Here is a 17,007-nt window from a genome sequence, read left to right as displayed (position 1 = left end):
TCAGGCGTCGCGGTGTTCGAGCACCAGTGTTCCGACCGTCAGGGCGCAGATCGCCCAGGACATGAGTACCACCAGACCGCTCAGGGGTGAGCCGGTGGCCTCCGGCGGCGGCCCCATGATCAGGGCGCCGTCCATCAGGGAGATGCCTCCGACGAGGGGAAGGTAGGGCAGCAGGACGTCCGCTCCCGTCATCACGAGTATCGCGGGAAGTCCGAGGATCAGGAGGAACACGGCGCCCAGGGCGGTGGCGGTGGAGCGCAGAGCGGCGCCGAATCCCAGGCCGATCAGGGCGATCGTCACCAGATGGACGATCGCCCTCAGGACATCGGGTACGGCGTCGGAGAGCTTCAGGGTGCCGTGGTCGCCGAGCAGAGGGTGGGACAGCAGGGCGTGGGCCAGGAGTGTGCCCGCCACGGTCATGACGACGGCCGCCGCCGCCACCACCGTCGAGAGCACGATCGCCTTGGCCGCGAGCAGCCGACGGCGTACCGGTACCGCCTGAAGGGAGAAGTGGACGGCCCTGTTGACGTATTCGGCGGTGACGAAGACGACGGCGACGCCGACCACCGCGAACTGCGCCGCCCACACGATGGCGTTGAGGGCCGCCTCGGAGGCGGGGATCTCGACGGTGGGGACGAGCCCGTTGTCCATGTTGGTGGCCAGGGCCAGCGCCGTTCCGGGGGCGACCAGGAGTGTCAGGGCCAGGGCCGTGGCCAGTCCGGCCCAGGTGGAGCGTACCGATCGGAGACGGACCCATTCGGCGGACACCGCTCCGAGCAGGGGGCGGTGGCGAAGGGCGAGGGTCACAGCGGGTCTCCGTTCGAGAAGGTGTGGTGGGCGTTGTTCGAGGTGAGCTCGTGGTAGGCCTGTTCGAGGGAGGCGCCGCGGGTGCTGAGCTCGTGCAGGGCGACCCCGGCCCGGTGGGCCAGTTCGCCCACACGCTCGATGGAGGTCTCGGTGACGACGAGTTCTCCGGGCGCCGGGCGTTCGACCCCGGCGCCTTCGGCCAGGAGCGCGGCGACCAGGTCCTCGGGGTGCGGGGCGCGCACCCTCACCGCCGTGCCGGGGCCGTGCTCCAGGACCTCGTCCAAAGGCGCGTCGGCGATGAGCCGGCCCTCACCGATCACGACCAGGTGGTCGGCGGTCAGCTGCATCTCGCTCATCAGGTGGCTGGAGAGCAGGACGGTGCGTCCCTCTTCGGCCAGGGACCGGGTCAGGTCGCGGATCCAGCGGACCCCGTCGGGGTCCAGACCGTTGACGGGCTCGTCGAAGATGAGCAGTTCGGGGTCGCCGAGCAGCGCCGAGGCGATCCCCAGGCGTTGGCTCATCCCCAGCGAGAAGCCTCCGGCGTGCCGGCCGGCCGCCTCGGTGAGGCCCACGATGGCCAGGACCTCCTCCACCCGCCGGTCGGGGATGTGGTGGCTGCGGGCCAGGGCCCGCAGGTGGGAGCGGGCGCTGCGGCCCGGGTGCACGGCCCTGGCGTCCAGAACCGCGCCCACGGTGCGCAGGGGGTGTTCCAGTTCCCGGTAGGGGCGACCGCCGATCAGGGCCCGGCCGGCGGTGGGGTGGTCCAGGCCCAGCACCATGCGCAGGGTCGTGCTCTTGCCCGCTCCGTTGGGTCCCAGGAGGCCGGTGACCCGTCCGGGGTGGACCTCCAGGTCCAGGGAGTCCACCGCGAGGACGGATCCGTAGCGTTTGGTCAGGCCTCTCAGGGCGATCATGGCGGTCCAGTCATGGGTGCGAAGGTGTCGCCTTCCATACTGGGAATCGGCTGCCGGCGGGGCCATGAGGTGGGCCGTCGAGGCGGGGTGGGGTGGACCGCAGGGTCGGCGCGGGGTGTCGCCCTCCGTTCTGTCGGACCGGTCCGGGACGATGCCGTGTATGAGCCGACGACGACACCACACCATCGACTACGTGGAGCTTGCGGTCACCGACCTGGAGGAGTGCAAGCGTTTCTATTCCGAGGCCTTCGGGTGGCGGTTCAACGACTACGGACCGATGTACGCGGGGATCCGCTCGCCCGACGGCGAGTCCGAGGTGGGCGGGTTGAACCCGGGTGGGGAGGTGCGGGGCGGTGGCCCTCTGGTGCTGCTCTACTCCGAGGACCTGGATCGCACGGTGGAGGCCGTGGAGCGCGCGGGCGGCCGTGTGCTGAAGGGCCCCTACGCCTTTCCCGGCGGGCGGCGTTTCCACTTCGCCGACCCGAGCGGGAACGAGTTGGGCGTGTACGCGGACGCCTGAGGGCCGGGCGGACGTGAAGGTGCCCCGTTCCCCCACGGGCGGGGACGGGGCACCGAGGCGAGGACGCGTGCCGTCACTTGGGGAAGCGCAGCGTGGCCCCCGTCTCGTTCGTGGGGGTGCCGTGGTCGACCATCTCGCTGAAGGAGGCGTCGGAGAGCACCGCCGATCGCAGCATCAGGGCGCTGGCGGGCGCCTTGAAGGCGGCGTTCGGGTCGTCCAGCCCCTTGGGCGAGGTGTCCACCAGCGTCGGTGAGGTGAACGAGCCCCACAGTTCGGGTTCGCCGTCGCGTTCGGCCCCTATCAGCAGGGTCTCGACCCGTCCCTCGGAGAGCATCGGAAGGACGGGTGTGGTGCCTTCGACGGCCTGGTCGTGGGCGAGTTTGCGCTGGTAGTCGGAGAGCGCTTCGATCTGCCGCTCCCTGATGAGCTCGCGCAGGGTCTCCTCGGCGGATTCGCGCAGCCGTTCCTCGGCGTCGACCCCGCCTCGACCGCCGGCCACCACCTTGATCGGGATGGTCAGGCTGCGCGGGCCCAGGTTCTCGCGCAGGTAGGCGATGGCCTCGTCGTCGCCGCCGGCGATGATGACGGCGGCGTCGACGGTGCGCACGGCCTCACGGACCAGTTCGGCGACCTGGGCGGTGTTCTCGCGCCAGGTCTCCTGGCCGATGTGGGTGTCGGCGCGGCGCTTGCCCGCGTCTCCGCGTTGGCCGGGGTAGATGCGGCTGGCCCCGTCGAGGTTCTGGAGGTCCTCGCCCTTGTTCGAGGATTCCAGGACCGGGGTGCGCGTGGGGTGGCCTGCGTAGGCGTACACCTTGGCGTTGACCCGGTCCAGGGCCACGAGGACGTAGGGCAGGCGGCGCCCTCGGTCGATGGCCAAGGGGAGGGTGTCCGGTACGGGGAGGAAGGCCGCCCGGTCCTGGCGGGGAGGTTCGGCGAGCGTGTGGGCGCCCAGGAGCCGGCCCTCGGAGGCGTACAGGGCCTGGCCGTGGTCGCCGTAGGCACGGGATTCGCCTTCGCCGATGGCCTCCTCCAGGACGTCGAGGGTGGCCTCGTCGGTGCCCAGGGACGCGAGTTTCTCGCGCAGGTGGCGCCAGCGTAGTTCGATCTTCTTGTCGGCGTCGGTGGTGTCCCGACTGGTGTCCAGGTGGACCGAGGCCACCGGGGTGTCGCTTTCGTACAGGGGTCGGAGAAAGGCAAGATCCATGGTCTGCGGAGCGCGTTTACCCCCGCCCCGCCCACCTCCTTCTCGGGGTCGGCTTGCCGACGATCCTGAAGGGCCATGGTGGGATCGGGAAGGGCGCCACGTCCAATCAGACACGGATGTTGCCCGATGATTTCCAGGTTTTTCCTTATTGCCCGATTTCTTGGGGCGGGGTCACCCCGCGCCGGGGGCGGAGCGGGCCAACGCCTCGTCGACGACCCTCCGGGTGAGCACCAGCGCCGTGATCCCGACCAGCGCCGTCTCCAGCAGGCCCGCGCTCAGGAAGGGCAGGGCCAGCGACCACTCCCGTCCCAGGAGCCCCTCGGAGAACCGGGCGAGGGCGCCGCCCAGCAGCATTCCCAGCGGCAGCATCCCCCAGGACAGGGTCCGGTGCGCGCTGAACACGCGCGAGCGCAACCGGTCGGGGATCACCCTCCCGAACAGGGAGATCGCCGTGATGTTCCACCACATCGAGGCGAACCCGATCAGGAGCTGGCACACCATGAACGCCGGAACGCTGCGCAGCAGGGCCAACGTCAGGGCGGCCACGGCCATGAGCGTCAGGGACAGGACCAGGGAGGTGGAGACGCTCATCCGGGTCGCGAAGGAGGGGATCATCACCGACCCCGCGACCGCGCCCACCGCGGCGACCGTCATCAGCAGCCCGTAGGCCTGCGGGCCCGCGCCCAGCACGTCCTGGACGAAGAGCACCATCACCGAGGCCATCAGCGCGGCCCCCAGGTTGGACAGGCCGGTGATCAGCGCCATCGGTCGCATCACCGGATGACGCCACATCCATACGACGCCCTCGCGCAACCGCGACCACGTCGAGGAGGCCGGGCGCGGCTCCTCCGAGGTCTCCTGATCCCCGGCACGGAAGTTCCCGCGCAGGACGAACAGCATGGCCACGGCGCCCAGGATCAGTAGCGCCTGGACGCCGAAGGCGAGCCCGGTGGAGACGGCCAGCAGCACGCCGGCCAGCGGGGCGCCCACGAACTTGTTCAGCACCCGCTCGACCCCCTGGAAGAGGCCGTTGGCCCGCTCCAGCCGGGAACGCGGCACCACCGTGGGCAGCATCGACTGGGCGGTGTTGTCGAAGAAGACCTCGCACACGCCCACCAGCAGGGCGAACACGATCAGCGACGGGATCGATCCCAGCCCCATGAAGGCGAGCGCGGCCAGGGCCGCCAACAGCGAGGCCTTGATCCCGCCGGCCGCCATCATCAGCCGCCGCCGATCGACTCGGTCCCCCAGCACCCCGGCCGGCAGGGCGAACAGCAGCCAGGGCAGGCGGGTGGCGGCCCCCACCAGCGCCACCATGAAGGGGTCGTCGGTGATCGTGGCGGCGTACCAGGGCAGCGCCACCACGGCGATACCGTCTCCGAGGTTGCCCAGCCCCAGGGCGGCCAGAAGCCGGCGGAAGCCGCTTCCCAGGGGTTCGGGGCGAGGGCGGTCGGTGGCGGGGGGCGAACTCTGCGACATGACGCCTTCCGTAAGGGGGGAACGGGGCGCGCAACAGAGTGGCACGGAGCGCGGCACGGCGACAGTCCGTTCTCCTGAGAGCGGAAGGGGCGACCCGACCGGAGAGGACCGGCGACGGTCGGGTCGGGGACGGGGCGACCTTCCTAACGTGGTCGGTGAAAGAAGGGGGAGAACGGGATGCTGGATCGGTTGAACGAGGCGCTGGAGCGGGTCGAACGGAACCTGGACGAGCCGGTGGACGTGGCCGCGATGGCGCGCACTGTGCTCGTCTCCGAGCACCACTTCCAGAGGATGTTCTCGGTCCTGGCCGGGATGCCGATCTCGGAGTACGCGCGCAGGCGCCGGCTCACGCTGGCCGGGGCCGAGGTGCTCCGGGGCGAGGCGACTCTTCTCGATATCGCGGTCCGGTACGGCTACGGATCGGCCGAGGCCTTCGCCCGGGCGTTCCGCGCCATGCACGGGGTCGGCCCGGGTCAGGCCCGACGTGAAGGGGCCGCGCTCGACTCCCAGTCCCGTCTGACCTTCCATCTCACCGTCGAAGGGAACACCACCATGCGTTATCGGATCGTCGAGAAGGAGGCGTTCCGCCTCACCGGTCCCGGAGCCCGCGTGCCGATCGTGTGCGAGGGCGAGAACGAGACCATGACCGCGTTCGTGAAGGGCATCGACGACGCCACGTGGCGGAGGATCGACGCGTTGTCCGACCAGGAGCCCCGCGGGATCCTGGGCGTCACGTCCAAGGTGAAGGTCGCTGGAGGCGAGGCCGAGGAGACCGACTTCCTTCAGGCCGCCGCCACGTCCTCGGACGAGGTCCCCGAGGGGATGGAGTCGCTGGAGGTGCCCGCCGGCACCTGGGCCGTCTTCCCCTTCGAGAGGTACTCCTTCCCGGAGGAGATCCAGCGGATCTGGGCGTACGCCTTCGGGGAGTGGTTCCCCTCCAACCCCGCCTACCTGCACGCGGAGGGGCCGGACATGCTCCGTGTGGAGTACGAGGGACATGAGGAGGGGCTGGCCTCGGGCGAGCTGTGGATGCCGGTGCGCCGTACCGCCTGATGATCCGTTCTCGCGGAGACGCCGACGTGGGGCGCCTCCGCGTTCCGAGCGCGTGCCCCGTCCCCGTGCGGTCCGGGGCACGACGCCTCGCGTCTCGGGTCAGAGGGCGCGGGAGCGGGTCCGGGCCCGTTCGAGGAAGCGGCGCAGGAGTTCGTTGAACCGTTCGGGACGCTCCAGGTTGGGCAGGTGGCCCGCGCCCTCGATGATCTCCACGATCGAGTCGGGGATGCGCACGTGCATGAGTTCGGCCCCCTCGGGCGGGGTGAATCCGTCGTGCCGGCCCACCATCAGCAGGGTGGGCGCGGAGATGCGTTTGAGCAGCGGGACGTGGTCGGGGCGTTCGGCCCGGCCCAGCTGCGCGGCCGCGGCGCCCTCGGGCGGGGACGCGTACATCATGGAGCGCACGTGGTCGGCGACCTCGGGCAGGTCGTGGACGTTCTCGGCGGTCATCATGCCCACGAGCATCTCGTCGGCGTAGCCTCGCATGCCCTCCTTCCGGAAGCGGTCGGCCAGCCTCCTGCGCGAGGCTCTGCCCTCCTCGGTCTCGGGAAGGGGGTTGGTGGCCACCAGGGCCAGGGAGTCGATCCGGTCGGGGAAGAGCCGGTACATCTCCAGGGCGACCTGGCCGCCCATGGACAGCCCCACGACGTTGACCACGTCCAGACCCAGATGGTCCAGGAGCGCGGCCAGGTCGCGGGCGAAGGAGTCCAGGAAGGTGATGCCGGGGACGACGGTGCTGCGGCCATAGCCGCGCAGGTCCGGCACGATGGCCCGGTAACCTCGTCCGGCCAAGGCCTTGACCTGCGGATCCCACATGGTCCGGTCGAAGGGGTGGCCGTGGATGAACAGGACGGGACAGCCCGCTCCGCGGTCGGTGTAACCGACGCGGACCCCGCGCACGGACACGGTGTCCGGGCCGTCATGATTCGCGGTGTTCGTCGTCTGATAGGTCACAACAGACGATGCTAGTCAGGAGGACCCGGCCTTCGACAGGGGGTGGGGCGGGTGATCGGGCCGCGGGCGGTTCCCTCTTCGCCCGCGGCCCGCCCGCCGCGGCCCGCCGTCCTCGGGCACGGTGGGGGCTCGGTGGTCCCCGTACCCGCGCCGGGGAGTGTGAACGCCCCCGGCGCGGGTGGAGACGCTCTACGAGGCCTTCGGGTTCTCTCCGGTCCTTCTCGTGACCTTCGAAGAGGCGGCGGGGGCTCGGTCCTTCGAGCGGGAACGGCCCATCCGAGCCAGGAACAGGGCGGCCACCAGGTGGGGGGTGGCGAACAGGGCGAAGGCCGCTCCGTGTCCCAGGACGGTGAACACACCGGCGTACACCAGGTAGGTGGACGTCCCCAGGCCCTCGGTCCCCAGATCGGCCAGGGAGGTGACCGTGGCCCGACTGCCACCGGTGATGCTGTCCTGGAGGCGGGCGTCGGAGACCACGATCATCATCTGGCACACGCCGAAGCCGAAGGCGAGCAGGACCCAGCCCACGGGGTCGGTGAGCAGGGCGCCCGCGATCGCCACCGCCGCCAGGACCAGGAGCGCCGCCAGGAACGGGTGGGGCAGCCGTGAGGCCGGACCCGCGAGCAGCCCTCCCAGGGTGACGCCGATCCACACCACCAGGAGGACCAGGGGCACGTCCTCGGTCGCGATACCGGAGTCCTCGGCCAGCAGCGGGACGTACTCGTCCAACGAACCCCAGAAGGCGCTGACCAGGATGACCAGGAGGACGGCCGCGCGGACGGCGCGGTCGTCACGGACCTCGGCCAGGCCCAGAAGCAGGGTGCGTCGATAGCCGGGCCCGGCCTCCTCGTCCCCGTCCGAGGCCGAGCGGGTCCGGTGTTCGGGTAGGAACAGCGCCGCGAGCGCGCACAGGACGCAGGCGGCCACGCTGGCGGCGCCCACGAGCGGATAGCCGCCCTGGGACATGGCGGGGACGGCGAGCAGGGTGGCCGAGCCGACGGCGGACACGCCCAGGGCCCGGGTCACGCCCATGATCCGGGCGTAGCGGTCTTCCAGGCCCCGGTGTTCCAGCTCGGTGTAGACCAGGGCCTCGAAGGCGCCGGAGGACAGGGCCCCGCCCGCGCCCCAGAGCACGAAACCGAGGGCGAAGATCCAGGGCGAGGGGAAGAGCGTCCAGAGCGCGAAGCCGGTGCCGGTCACCACCGGGGCGGCCGCCAACAGGTAGCGCCGGGGGATCATGTCGGCCAGCGCGCCTGCGGGCACCGTCAACGTCACCGAGGTCAGGGCCCACAGCACGAAGAGCACGCTGATCTGGGGGACGGTCAGGCCCGTCTCGGTGAACAGCAGGGCGTAGACGGGATAGAGGAGGATGAACTCCTCGAAGAAGGCATAGGCGTAGGCCGGAGCGGTCAGCCTGCCGGCACGCGTGCCGGACACGCGTGTGTTCAGGGTGGTCATGGAGGTCTTTCGGTCGAACGAACGGGGACGCCGGGTGCTTGCGGCACTCGGCGGTCCTCGGGTGTTCGACCCGGATCGACCCCGGTCGGAGACCTAATGTCGTCGGCGCATGGGATCAGGATAGAGGAGCGCGTCGCGGGCGCGCCACCGTGTTCGAAGCGCGGAGGATCAGTCGTTCCGCGCCCGGATCCAGGACTCGGTGGAGCGGTGCGCGTTCAGTCCGACGGCCTCGAACTCGTCGAGGTCCTCAGGCCCCACACGCACCCCCAGGTGGCGCAGGGCACGGGAGATGGGTCCGCCCTCTTCGGGGTGGCGCTCCCACTCTCCGACCGATAGTGGACCCAGGGCGAGGGTCCCGTGCTCCCACACGGCGGAGCTCTGCGTGCCGGTGCCGCCGAAGTAGTCGGCCTCCAGGTAGGCGATCGGTCCGAGCGTGGATCGGTCGACGATCCACCGTTCCAGTCGCCCCGACATGAAGGAGAAGACGTCGGAAAGTGGGCGTTTCCCCTCTGTGGGACCGTGATCACGGAGCGCGTCGTTCACCGGCATCAGCGCGAGCCCTTGAGATAGTTCGAGCTGATGGGCCCCGGGAAGAGCGGTGGCGGCCTCGCGCAACAGCGTCGATCGGGCCACGACGGCTTCGAGGGTGTATCCCATGAGCGACTCCGGGAGTGAAGGGGAGAAAGGGTCATCCCACGTTTCGGTCTCGGTGACGCTCGGCCATCCTCCGGTCACCGGGGAGAGGACAACGTTCACCGTCCAGTGGTTGGAACGTACCGCTTCCCGTGGCGGGATGGTGCACGGTCCTTTGTCCAATCGCCATCTCAGGAGACCACGCATGCCGGGCATCCCCGAATCCCCCGACCGCTCCCCCGCGTCCAGGATCGCCACCACCCGCCGCCAGGCGCTCATGGGCGGCGCGGTCACGTTGGGAGCCGCGGCACTGGGTACGACTCTGGGCACATCCTCCGCTTCAGCGGCCACCTCGACCCCCAGAGGCCCCGTGATCAGCGATCCCTTCACCCTCGGCGTCGCCTCAGGCGACCCCTTCCACAACAGCGTCGTCCTATGGACCCGGCTGGCCCCCGACCCCCTGGCCGATGACGGTCTGGGCGGCATGCCCGATCAGACCGTAGAGGTCGAATGGCAGGTCTCCCAGGACGAGAACTTCCGGCGCATCGTCTCCTCCGGCACGGTGGAGACCGGCCCCGAACAGGCCCACTCGGTCCACGTCGAGGCCGGGGGCCTGCGTCCCCGCGCCGACTACTTCTACCGTTTCCGGGCCGCCGGCGAGATCAGCCCCGTCGGCCGCACCCGGACCACCACCGCCCCCGGCGCCCGGCTGGAGCGCTTCTCCTTCGCCTTCGCCAGCTGCCAGAGCTACACCCACGGTCACTACACCGTCCAGGGCCACCTGGCCGACGAGGACCTGGACCTGGTGGCCTTCCTGGGCGACTACATCTACGAGACCGGCGACCAGGGCGACATCGGCCGCGGCCACCTGCCCGCGGTGGAGGTCCGCTCCCTGGCCGAGTATCGGATCAGGCACGCCCAGTACAAGACCGACGAGAACCTCCAGGCCGCGCACGCCGCCTTCCCCTGGGCGGTGGTCTTCGACGACCACGAGCTGGAGAACAACTGGGCCGACGACACCTCCTACGAGGAGGACATCCCCAGTGAGGAGTTCCTGCTCCGCCGCGAGCAGGCGCTCAAGGCCTACTACGAGCACATGCCGCTGCGCGCGGCCCAACGTCCGGCCGGTCCCGACCTGCACCTGTACCGCAGACTGACCTTCGGCGACCTGGTGGACATGCATCTGCTGGACACCCGCCAGTACCGGGACCCGCAGGTGGAGGACACCGAACGGGAGGACCCCGAGCGCACCCTGCTCGGCGCCGACCAGCGCCGGTGGCTCTCGCGAGGGCTGTCCGAGTCCAGGGCGACCTGGAACGTGCTCGCCCAGCAGGTGTTCTTCTCCCAGCGCGACTTCGCCGAGGGGGACGCCACCAACTTCAGCGACGACGCCTGGGACAACTACAAGGTCGAGCGCGACGGGGTCCGTGACGAGCTCGCCCAGGTGTCCAACCCGGTGGTCATCACCGGTGACGTGCACGCCAACTACGTGGTCGACGTCAAGGCCGACTTCGACGACCCCGACTCGGCCACGGTCGCCACCGAGCTGGTGGGGACCTCCTTCACCAGCGGCCGGGACGGGGCGGAGCAGAACCCGGGCGACGCCGTCCAGCTTCAGGAGAACCCGCACATCAAGTTCATCAACCGCCGTCGTGGCTATGTGCGCAACACCGTCACCCCCACCGAGTGGACCGCCGACTATCGGGTGGTCGACAAGGTGAGCTCACCGGGTGCGCCCATCACCGATCGCGCGCGTTTCGTCATCGAGTCCGGTGAGGCCGGGGCCCGCCCTCTGGCCTGACCCCCTCTCCGGGTCCCGGAACGAGGGCGTGCGCGGTGGGGCGGCCGTGCGGAGCGATCCGCGCGGCCGCCCCACCTTCGTCGTAGGTCGGGGGCGAGGCGACACCGTCCACAGGCGCGCTCCGGCTCAGCGCCCCCGAGCGGCGGTCCACGGTACGGTTACGGGCATGGGGAACACACCGGGAAGGCCGTCCACATCGGCCGAGGACTACGTGAAGGTCATCTACGACCTCCAGGAGCGCGGCACCGGGCCGGTGACGATCTCCGGGATGGCCGAACGGCTCTCGGTGTCCAATTCCTCGGTGTCGGGGATGCTGCGCAAGCTCAACGAGCTCGGCCTGGTCCAGCATCAGCGCTATGGCAACGTCAGCCTCACCGAGACCGGGACCAAGGCGGCGCTGGCGGTCCTGCGCCGTCACCGGTTGTTGGAGACCTACCTGGTGGCCGAATTGGGCTACTCCTGGGACGAGGTGCACGACGAGGCCGAGATCCTGGAACACGTGGTCTCGGACAAGTTCGTCGACCGTATCGCCGCGCATCTGGGCGACCCGGTGGTGGATCCGCACGGCGACCCCATCCCCACGCGTGAGGGCGCCATCGTCCAACGCGAGTCCGTGCTGCTGTCCGAGGCCGAGGCGGGGACCTCGGGGGTGATCGTTCGGGTCAACGACACCGACCCCGAGCTGCTGCGCTATCTCACCGACATCGACATCGGCATCGGTAGACGGGTCCGGGTCGTGGAGCGGTTGCCCTTCGCCGGATCGATCCGGATCGGTGTGCGTCCCGAGCTCGAGGACGAGGAGCAGGAGCGGGCGCTCGGGCTGGTGGCCGCCGAGGCGTTGTGGATCAGCCCCGACGAGGGGGCCGTGGCCGGCGGTTGATCCCCCGGCCGGCCCGTGGCGGGCGTCCTCAGTTGGAGAACCCGCCCTCGGGGCGGATGATCTCCAGGTTGGTGCCGTCCGGGTCGTTGAAGTAGGCGACCTGGGTGCCCAGGGCCGCGTCCGGGGTGACCTCGCCCGCGATGAACGTGTAGTCCTCGCCCAGGAAGTCGTAGCCGGCCTCCTTCATGCGCCGGTACACCGTGTCGAAGTCGTCGACCTTGAGGCACAGGTGCATCGAACCCGGTCGGTTCGCGGCGCCCTCCGTCCGTTCGCCGACGGGTTCCCGGAACTCGATGAGGTCGATGCCGATGTTGTCGAGGTCGAAGGTGGCGTACCTCAACCTCGCGGTGGAGAGTCCTTGCGAGTGTCCGAACGGCACGCTGTGCATGGTCTCGTTCGCGACGCTGGGCTCGCGGCCGGTGAGTGCCCGGTAGAAAGTGATCGAGGCGTCCAGGTCCGAGACCGAGATCCCGACGTGGGCGGCCCGCGTGAGGTTCATCGGAGTGGTGGAAACGGTCATGAGCCACATACCTCTCGTCAGTCACTCGGTTCCCTGTGGTCACGCCATGGGACACAGGGCGGCATCGAGGAGCCCGTCCGGTATCGCTCCTGGCCTCCTACCCGGACGGTTCTCGTGGAAAACGGTGGATACCGCCGTGACCAGTGTGTTCCGCTCTTTCCAGGCCGGTCCGCGCGGGAGCGTCCGAGCCTTGGGCACGGACCCGTCGGGTGGAGAGGGTCCGGTCGGTCGAGGACGGAAGGTGCGTCCAGAACCCCGGTGTGCGATTCCGGGTTGATCCGCATTCGCTCCGTTTTGCCCGTGGGCCGGTGGCGATTCCGCACCCCGAGTTCCGAAAACCCGCCCCACGTACGACCGGGCCCGCCAAGACTGGTACCGGTTCAGGAAGGGGGCTCATGAAGGACGTGCGGGCTCGGTACGTGTTGGCTTTCGACGCCTCGTGCGAACGGTGCGCGAACATCTCCGCGGCGGTCGCGGCGGTCTCCGAAGGCCGGCTGGAGACCCTGCCGCTCACCCACCCGGACGTGCGGTCCCGGCGGACCCGCCAGTGGGGGCCGACGGCGCCGTGGGTGCCGACGCTGATCCGTCTGGGCGGGTCGAGGGAGCGCTGCTGGAAGGGGGCGTCGATGATCCCGCCCCTGGTCCTGGGGCTGGGGGCCCGGGCCACCCTCAGGGTTCTGGAGACCCTGGGAGAGGTGAGCCGGGCCAGGATCCCCCTCCCCGCCGAGGAGCGTCCACGCCGGTTGAGCCGCCTGGCCACGGGGGCGCGCGCCGCGTTGGTGATGGCCCTGGGCCGCCGCACCCCGCCTCTGGCCCGTTCCGACCACGCGCTGGCCAGGGAGTGGGTGGAGGCCCACCGTACTCGTCTGCCGACCGACTACGACGCGTTCGTCTCCCATCCCCTGGTGCGACGCCGGCTGATGTTCGCCGAGCTGGCCCCCGAGCGGCGACGCGATCTGTGGCTGGAGCATCTGCGCCGTTACGAATGGGGCCACCCCGAGCTCACCCCCGAGCAGCGGGCGGCCCTGGATCTGGCGTTGGTCACCCTGTCCGAGGCGAGGGTGTTCCGTGAGGGTCTGCCTCCGGAGACGGAGCGGTTGTTGCGTCGTCGCGCCGTGGCGGCCTTCGGGCCGCGCGGGGCCCACGCTCTGTTGGCGACCCTGGGGCCGGACGAGCCCGGCCCGGGGTGTGCGGCGGTACGGGCGTTGGAGAGGGAGGGGGCCGACCCGCCGGAGGGCTCCTGGGAGCCGTGCCTGTCCAAGGGGTGTGCCGAGGTGCCCTTCACCTGCGGGACGGCCTGGGTGTCCACCCACGATGGTGGTGTCCTGCGGTCCACGGCGCGGGTGGGCGCCTGTTGAGGGCGTCTTCGGGAGGTTCGTGGACGGAGGCGCGAACACATTCAAAACGGACCGTCTCGTTTCTTTTCGGGGGTACGCTGAGGCCATGACCGACAACAAAGGGCCGGACCACTCCCGGCGCAAGGAGCGTTCACGACGGGCCATCCTGGAGGCCACCCGGGCCCTGGTGGCCGAGGAGGGCTACGACGGGGTCTCGATCGAGGCCATCGCCTCCCGGGCCGGGGTCGGTAAACAGACCATCTACCGACGCTGGCCCTCCAAGGACGCGGTCGTCTTCGCGGCCATCCTCGCCCTCGGCGAGAACCGGGACGGAGACGACATCGCGCTTCCGGACACCGGGGATCTGCGGGCCGATCTGCGGCTCGTCCTGCGCGCCACCGTAGAGGAGTTCACCGATCCGGCCTTCGACCGGCTGATGCGCGCCGTCAACACCGCCGTCTCCGACAACGAGACCCTCGCCGCCCGATACCGGGAGGAGTTCGCCCGACCTTTGGACGAGGCCAAGAGGGCGCGCCTGCTCAGCGCGCGCGAGGCCGGTGAGCTCTCCCCCGACGCCGACCTCGACCTGATGCTCGAAACGCTCTACGCCCCGCTCTTCCAGCGCTGGCTGCACCGTTCCGGTCCGCTCACCGCCGAGTACGCCGACGCCCTCGTCGACACCGCCCTACGGGCCTTCGGGCCCTGAGCGAGAGGGGCCGCCCGGGAGGGGTCAGCGTCCCCGTGCGGGAACACCCGCCTTGAGCAGCATCTCCTCGTACTCCTCCTCCGGGACCGAGTCCAGGACGATCGCCCCTCCCGCCCCCACGGTCACCTCTGAGCCGGCCCGCACCGCCGTGCGGATGACCACGCTCAGGTCGGCCTCGCCGGTGTGCGACACATAGCCCAGGGCACCCGAGTACACGCCCCTCGCCGAGCCCTCCAACCGGTCGATGATCTCCATCGTGCGCTCCTTGGGGGCGCCGGTCATCGAACCGGCGGGAAAACAGGCGCGCACGGCCTCCAGGGTCGTCACCTCCGGACGCAGACGCCCCTGGATCGTGGAGACCAGCTGGTGGACGGTGGCGTGCGACTCCACGTACATGAAGGCCGGCACCTCCACCGAACCGATCTCGCACACACGCCCCAGATCGTTGCGGAGCAGGTCCACGATCATGAGGTTCTCGGCGCGGGTCTTGGCCCCCAGCCTCAGCTCCTCGGCGATCCGGGCGTCGACCTCGGGGTCCGCGTGACGCGCGGCGGTGCCCTTGATCGGGCGGCTCTCGGCCACCCGGTCGGAGCCCACCCGCAGGAACCGCTCGGGCGAGGCGCTCATGACGGTCACCTCCCCCAGCCGCAGGAAGGACGCGTAGGGGGCCGGGGCGGCGGCGCGCAGTCGACGGTAGAAGTCCAGATCGTCGCCCTCCCCCAGGTCGGGCAGATGGACCCGGTCGGTCAGACAGATCTCGTAGCTCTCCCCCTCGGCGAGGTATCCCAGGCAGGTCTTCACGTCGTCGACGTAGCCCGGACCCGGGCGTTCGAGCAGGTCGGGCAGGTGGGCGGGGGCCGCGCCGGGCGGCGGGGGCGAAGGTGCGGGCAGGTCGACCAGGGCGGCCCGGGTGGCCTCGACCCAGACCCTGCCCTCGTCACCTCCTTCGGAGGAGACCACGTAGGTCCGGTCCTCGTGGTGGTCCACGGCCACGAGTCGGTCGCACCGCATCCACACGGCGTCGGGGGTCGCGGCGGTGTGGGTGTTCGAGGCCCCGCTGTCGGCCTTGAGCTCGTACCCCAGGTACCCCACGTATCCCCCGGCGAGGTCGAAGGGGAGGCCGGTGGGGCGGGGAGCGTGTCCGGTGCGGCGTTCCAGGGCGTCGAAGACGGTGCCGGGTTCCGTCGAGACACCCGAGGGGGTGCGTACGCGGACGCCCTCGTCGCCCACGTCGTAGGTGAGCACCTCGGCGGTGGGACCCTCGGCCGCGCCGAGGAAGGAGAAGCGGGCCGGCCCCTCCGGGCGGGAGCTGTCCAGCCAGAACGCGTACTCGGTGTCGGAGTACAGGTGGACGAAGGCGTGTTCGGTGTCCACGGCCCGATCGATCTCCGCGACATGGAGGGGCGCGGGCACAGGGCCGAGCGCGCGCGGGGGCGTGGGGACCGTGGCGAGGGAGGGGCGACGTCGGGCGTGCGGTCGGGCCAGGTCGAGGAAGCCGGAGATCAGTTCCGCGCCGTACTCGCCGGCGATCGACTCCGGGTGGAACTGGACCCCCCATCGGGGCAGATCGCGGTGTTCCAGGGCCATGATCACCCCGTCCTCGGCCCAGGCGGTCGCCCGCAAGGTGTCGGGAAGGGGTTCGGAGACCGCCAGCGAGTGGTAGCGCACGGCGGTGAAGTCCTGGGGTACGCCGGCGAAGAGTCCGGTACCGGTGTGGCGGATACGGCTCAGGTGACCGTGGCGGGGCTCGGGGGCCGAATCGACCCGTGCCCCGGCCAGGTGCGCGATGGCCTGGTGACCCAGACAGACCCCCAGGACGGGGAGGTCCAGACGGCTCAACAGCGCGGGAACCCGTCCCAGGTCGCGGGCGACGGCCGGATGTCCGGGGCCCGGTGACACCACGACCGCGTCCACCGAGGCGGGGTCGAACCCCTCCCATTCCGCGGCGTCGTTGGCGAGCACGCGCGGCTCCTCGCCCAGGACGCGGGCCAGGAGTTGGAAGACGTTGAATGTGTAGCTGTCGTGGTTGTCCACGAGGAGGACGCGCATTCCGCCCCTTCTTCCCGAGGTCGAGCGGATTCCGGATCGCGGCAACCCAGATTACGGCGATAAGGGACGAAACGTGCACCCGTGGTCGCTGTCCACAGGTCCATGTTCCCCCTGGTGCGCTCCCCTCCGGAAGGGTAGACAAGGAGGTGAGGGCGAGGGAGAGCCGTCTCTCGCGCGGACCACGGGAGGGGACCCATGCCCGTCTTCATCGCGATGATCATGATCCTGGTCATCCTGCCCCTGGCCTTCTTCTTCGTGCTCCTCGCGGGAAAGGCCGGAACTTCCGCCCGAGGCCGTCGCACCGTCGACCGGCCGGACGAGCCGTACCCGCCCGCTCCCCCGCCTCTGGACCCCGCCGAACAGGAACTACGAATGCGTTACGCCAGAGGAGAGATCGACCGGGAGGAGTTCCTCCAACGAAGAATCGACCTGGAGAGATGAGACCCACGGCACGACGGCGCCATGGTTGACAGCCGAGCCGGGGTGGGTAAAGTACTCACGTCCTGTTGTCTACGAATGAGGTGGACGTTGCGCATCTGAGGTTCGCGATCATCACGCGGTACGACCCCCGGTCGTCTTCTTCGCGTGGTTGCAACCTCGGTGCATGGGCCGTCCCTCGTTCCTCAGGATCCCTTCACCTCTCTGCCCGGCCGTCGGCCGCGTGGTGCTCGCATACGAAGCCCTTTCCCATC

General features: G+C 70.3%; 16 protein-coding genes. 7 read left to right on the top strand and 9 right to left on the bottom strand.

Annotated features, from left to right (window positions below; translation table 11 throughout):
* Together TR33_RS04345 and TR33_RS04340 are read right to left on the bottom strand one after the other, a co-directional pair.
* The gene (locus TR33_RS04345; RefSeq protein WP_042281611.1) at positions 1-807 is read right to left on the bottom strand and encodes an ABC transporter permease; all 807 of its coding nucleotides are present in this window, start codon (positions 805-807) and stop codon (positions 1-3) included.
* Positions 804-1,721, bottom strand: coding sequence for an ATP-binding cassette domain-containing protein (locus tag TR33_RS04340; protein ID WP_042281609.1), 918 nt, complete (start codon positions 1,719-1,721; stop codon positions 804-806). The genes TR33_RS04345 and TR33_RS04340 overlap by 4 nt, the downstream gene beginning before the upstream one ends.
* Positions 1,722-1,881: 160 nt before the next feature.
* Here TR33_RS04340 and TR33_RS04335 point away from each other — a divergent pair, with 160 nt between their 5' ends.
* Positions 1,882-2,241, top strand: a complete 360-nt coding sequence (locus tag TR33_RS04335; RefSeq protein WP_017534844.1) for a VOC family protein — start codon at positions 1,882-1,884, stop codon at positions 2,239-2,241.
* A 73-nt stretch (positions 2,242-2,314) separates the two neighbouring features.
* Here the strand turns inward: TR33_RS04335 and TR33_RS04330 are convergent, their stop codons facing one another.
* Together TR33_RS04330 and TR33_RS04325 are read right to left on the bottom strand one after the other, a co-directional pair.
* Positions 2,315-3,445, bottom strand: a complete 1,131-nt coding sequence (locus TR33_RS04330; protein WP_017534845.1) for a baeRF2 domain-containing protein — start codon at positions 3,443-3,445, stop codon at positions 2,315-2,317.
* 171 nt (positions 3,446-3,616) lie between these two features.
* On the bottom strand, positions 3,617-4,924 hold the full coding sequence (locus TR33_RS04325) for an MFS transporter (protein WP_042281607.1): 1,308 nt from the start codon (positions 4,922-4,924) through the stop codon (positions 3,617-3,619).
* Between the two features lie 177 nt (positions 4,925-5,101).
* Between TR33_RS04325 and TR33_RS04320 the strand changes: the two genes are divergently transcribed.
* On the top strand, positions 5,102-5,977 hold the full coding sequence (locus TR33_RS04320; protein WP_042281605.1) for an AraC family transcriptional regulator: 876 nt from the start codon (positions 5,102-5,104) through the stop codon (positions 5,975-5,977).
* A 99-nt stretch (positions 5,978-6,076) separates the two neighbouring features.
* On the opposite strand, the gene TR33_RS04315 is transcribed toward TR33_RS04320, so the two are convergent.
* The 3 genes from TR33_RS04315 to TR33_RS04305 all read right to left on the bottom strand — a co-directional run bounded on the left by TR33_RS04315 (position 6,077) and on the right by TR33_RS04305 (position 9,046).
* Complete coding sequence (locus tag TR33_RS04315; RefSeq protein ID WP_014910005.1) at positions 6,077-6,931, bottom strand: alpha/beta fold hydrolase; 855 nt, start codon at positions 6,929-6,931, stop codon at positions 6,077-6,079.
* 189 nt (positions 6,932-7,120) lie between these two features.
* A complete protein-coding gene (locus TR33_RS04310; protein ID WP_042281602.1) occupies positions 7,121-8,389 on the bottom strand; it encodes an MFS transporter in 1,269 nt (422 codons plus the stop codon).
* Positions 8,390-8,557: 168 nt separating this feature from the next.
* Positions 8,558-9,046: a hypothetical protein gene (locus TR33_RS04305; RefSeq protein ID WP_042281944.1), complete on the bottom strand. Its 489-nt coding sequence runs from the start codon at positions 9,044-9,046 to the stop codon at positions 8,558-8,560.
* Between the two features lie 181 nt (positions 9,047-9,227).
* On the opposite strand from TR33_RS04305, the gene TR33_RS04300 reads away from it, so the two are divergent.
* The gene (locus TR33_RS04300) at positions 9,228-10,823 is read left to right on the top strand and encodes an alkaline phosphatase D family protein (protein WP_042281599.1); all 1,596 of its coding nucleotides are present in this window, start codon (positions 9,228-9,230) and stop codon (positions 10,821-10,823) included.
* 166 nt (positions 10,824-10,989) lie between these two features.
* Entirely contained in the window at positions 10,990-11,703 is a 714-nt protein-coding gene (locus tag TR33_RS04295) for a metal-dependent transcriptional regulator (protein ID WP_084570195.1), read from the top strand.
* Positions 11,704-11,731: 28 nt separating this feature from the next.
* On the opposite strand, the gene TR33_RS04290 is transcribed toward TR33_RS04295, so the two are convergent.
* A complete protein-coding gene (locus TR33_RS04290; protein ID WP_159068769.1) occupies positions 11,732-12,223 on the bottom strand; it encodes a VOC family protein in 492 nt (163 codons plus the stop codon).
* A gap of 395 nt (positions 12,224-12,618) precedes the next feature.
* Here TR33_RS04290 and TR33_RS04285 point away from each other — a divergent pair, with 395 nt between their 5' ends.
* Together TR33_RS04285 and TR33_RS04280 are read left to right on the top strand one after the other, a co-directional pair.
* The gene (locus tag TR33_RS04285; protein ID WP_042281594.1) at positions 12,619-13,581 is read left to right on the top strand and encodes a bacteriocin fulvocin C-related protein; all 963 of its coding nucleotides are present in this window, start codon (positions 12,619-12,621) and stop codon (positions 13,579-13,581) included.
* A gap of 85 nt (positions 13,582-13,666) precedes the next feature.
* Positions 13,667-14,266: a TetR/AcrR family transcriptional regulator gene (locus TR33_RS04280; RefSeq protein ID WP_017534855.1), complete on the top strand. Its 600-nt coding sequence runs from the start codon at positions 13,667-13,669 to the stop codon at positions 14,264-14,266.
* Positions 14,267-14,290: 24 nt separating this feature from the next.
* On the opposite strand, the gene pabB is transcribed toward TR33_RS04280, so the two are convergent.
* Positions 14,291-16,315 (bottom strand): aminodeoxychorismate synthase component I, encoded by a 2,025-nt coding sequence (gene pabB, locus TR33_RS04275; RefSeq protein ID WP_042281591.1) that lies wholly within the window; start codon positions 16,313-16,315, stop codon positions 14,291-14,293.
* Positions 16,316-16,510: 195 nt separating this feature from the next.
* Here pabB and TR33_RS04270 point away from each other — a divergent pair, with 195 nt between their 5' ends.
* Positions 16,511-16,756 (top strand): SHOCT domain-containing protein, encoded by a 246-nt coding sequence (locus TR33_RS04270; protein WP_042281589.1) that lies wholly within the window; start codon positions 16,511-16,513, stop codon positions 16,754-16,756.
* Positions 16,757-17,007 lie beyond the last annotated feature (251 nt).

Source organism: Nocardiopsis alba, assembly GCF_000710955.1.
Classification (GTDB): domain Bacteria; phylum Actinomycetota; class Actinomycetes; order Streptosporangiales; family Streptosporangiaceae; genus Nocardiopsis; species Nocardiopsis alba.
This window is presented reverse-complemented; position numbering and strand designations above follow the sequence as displayed.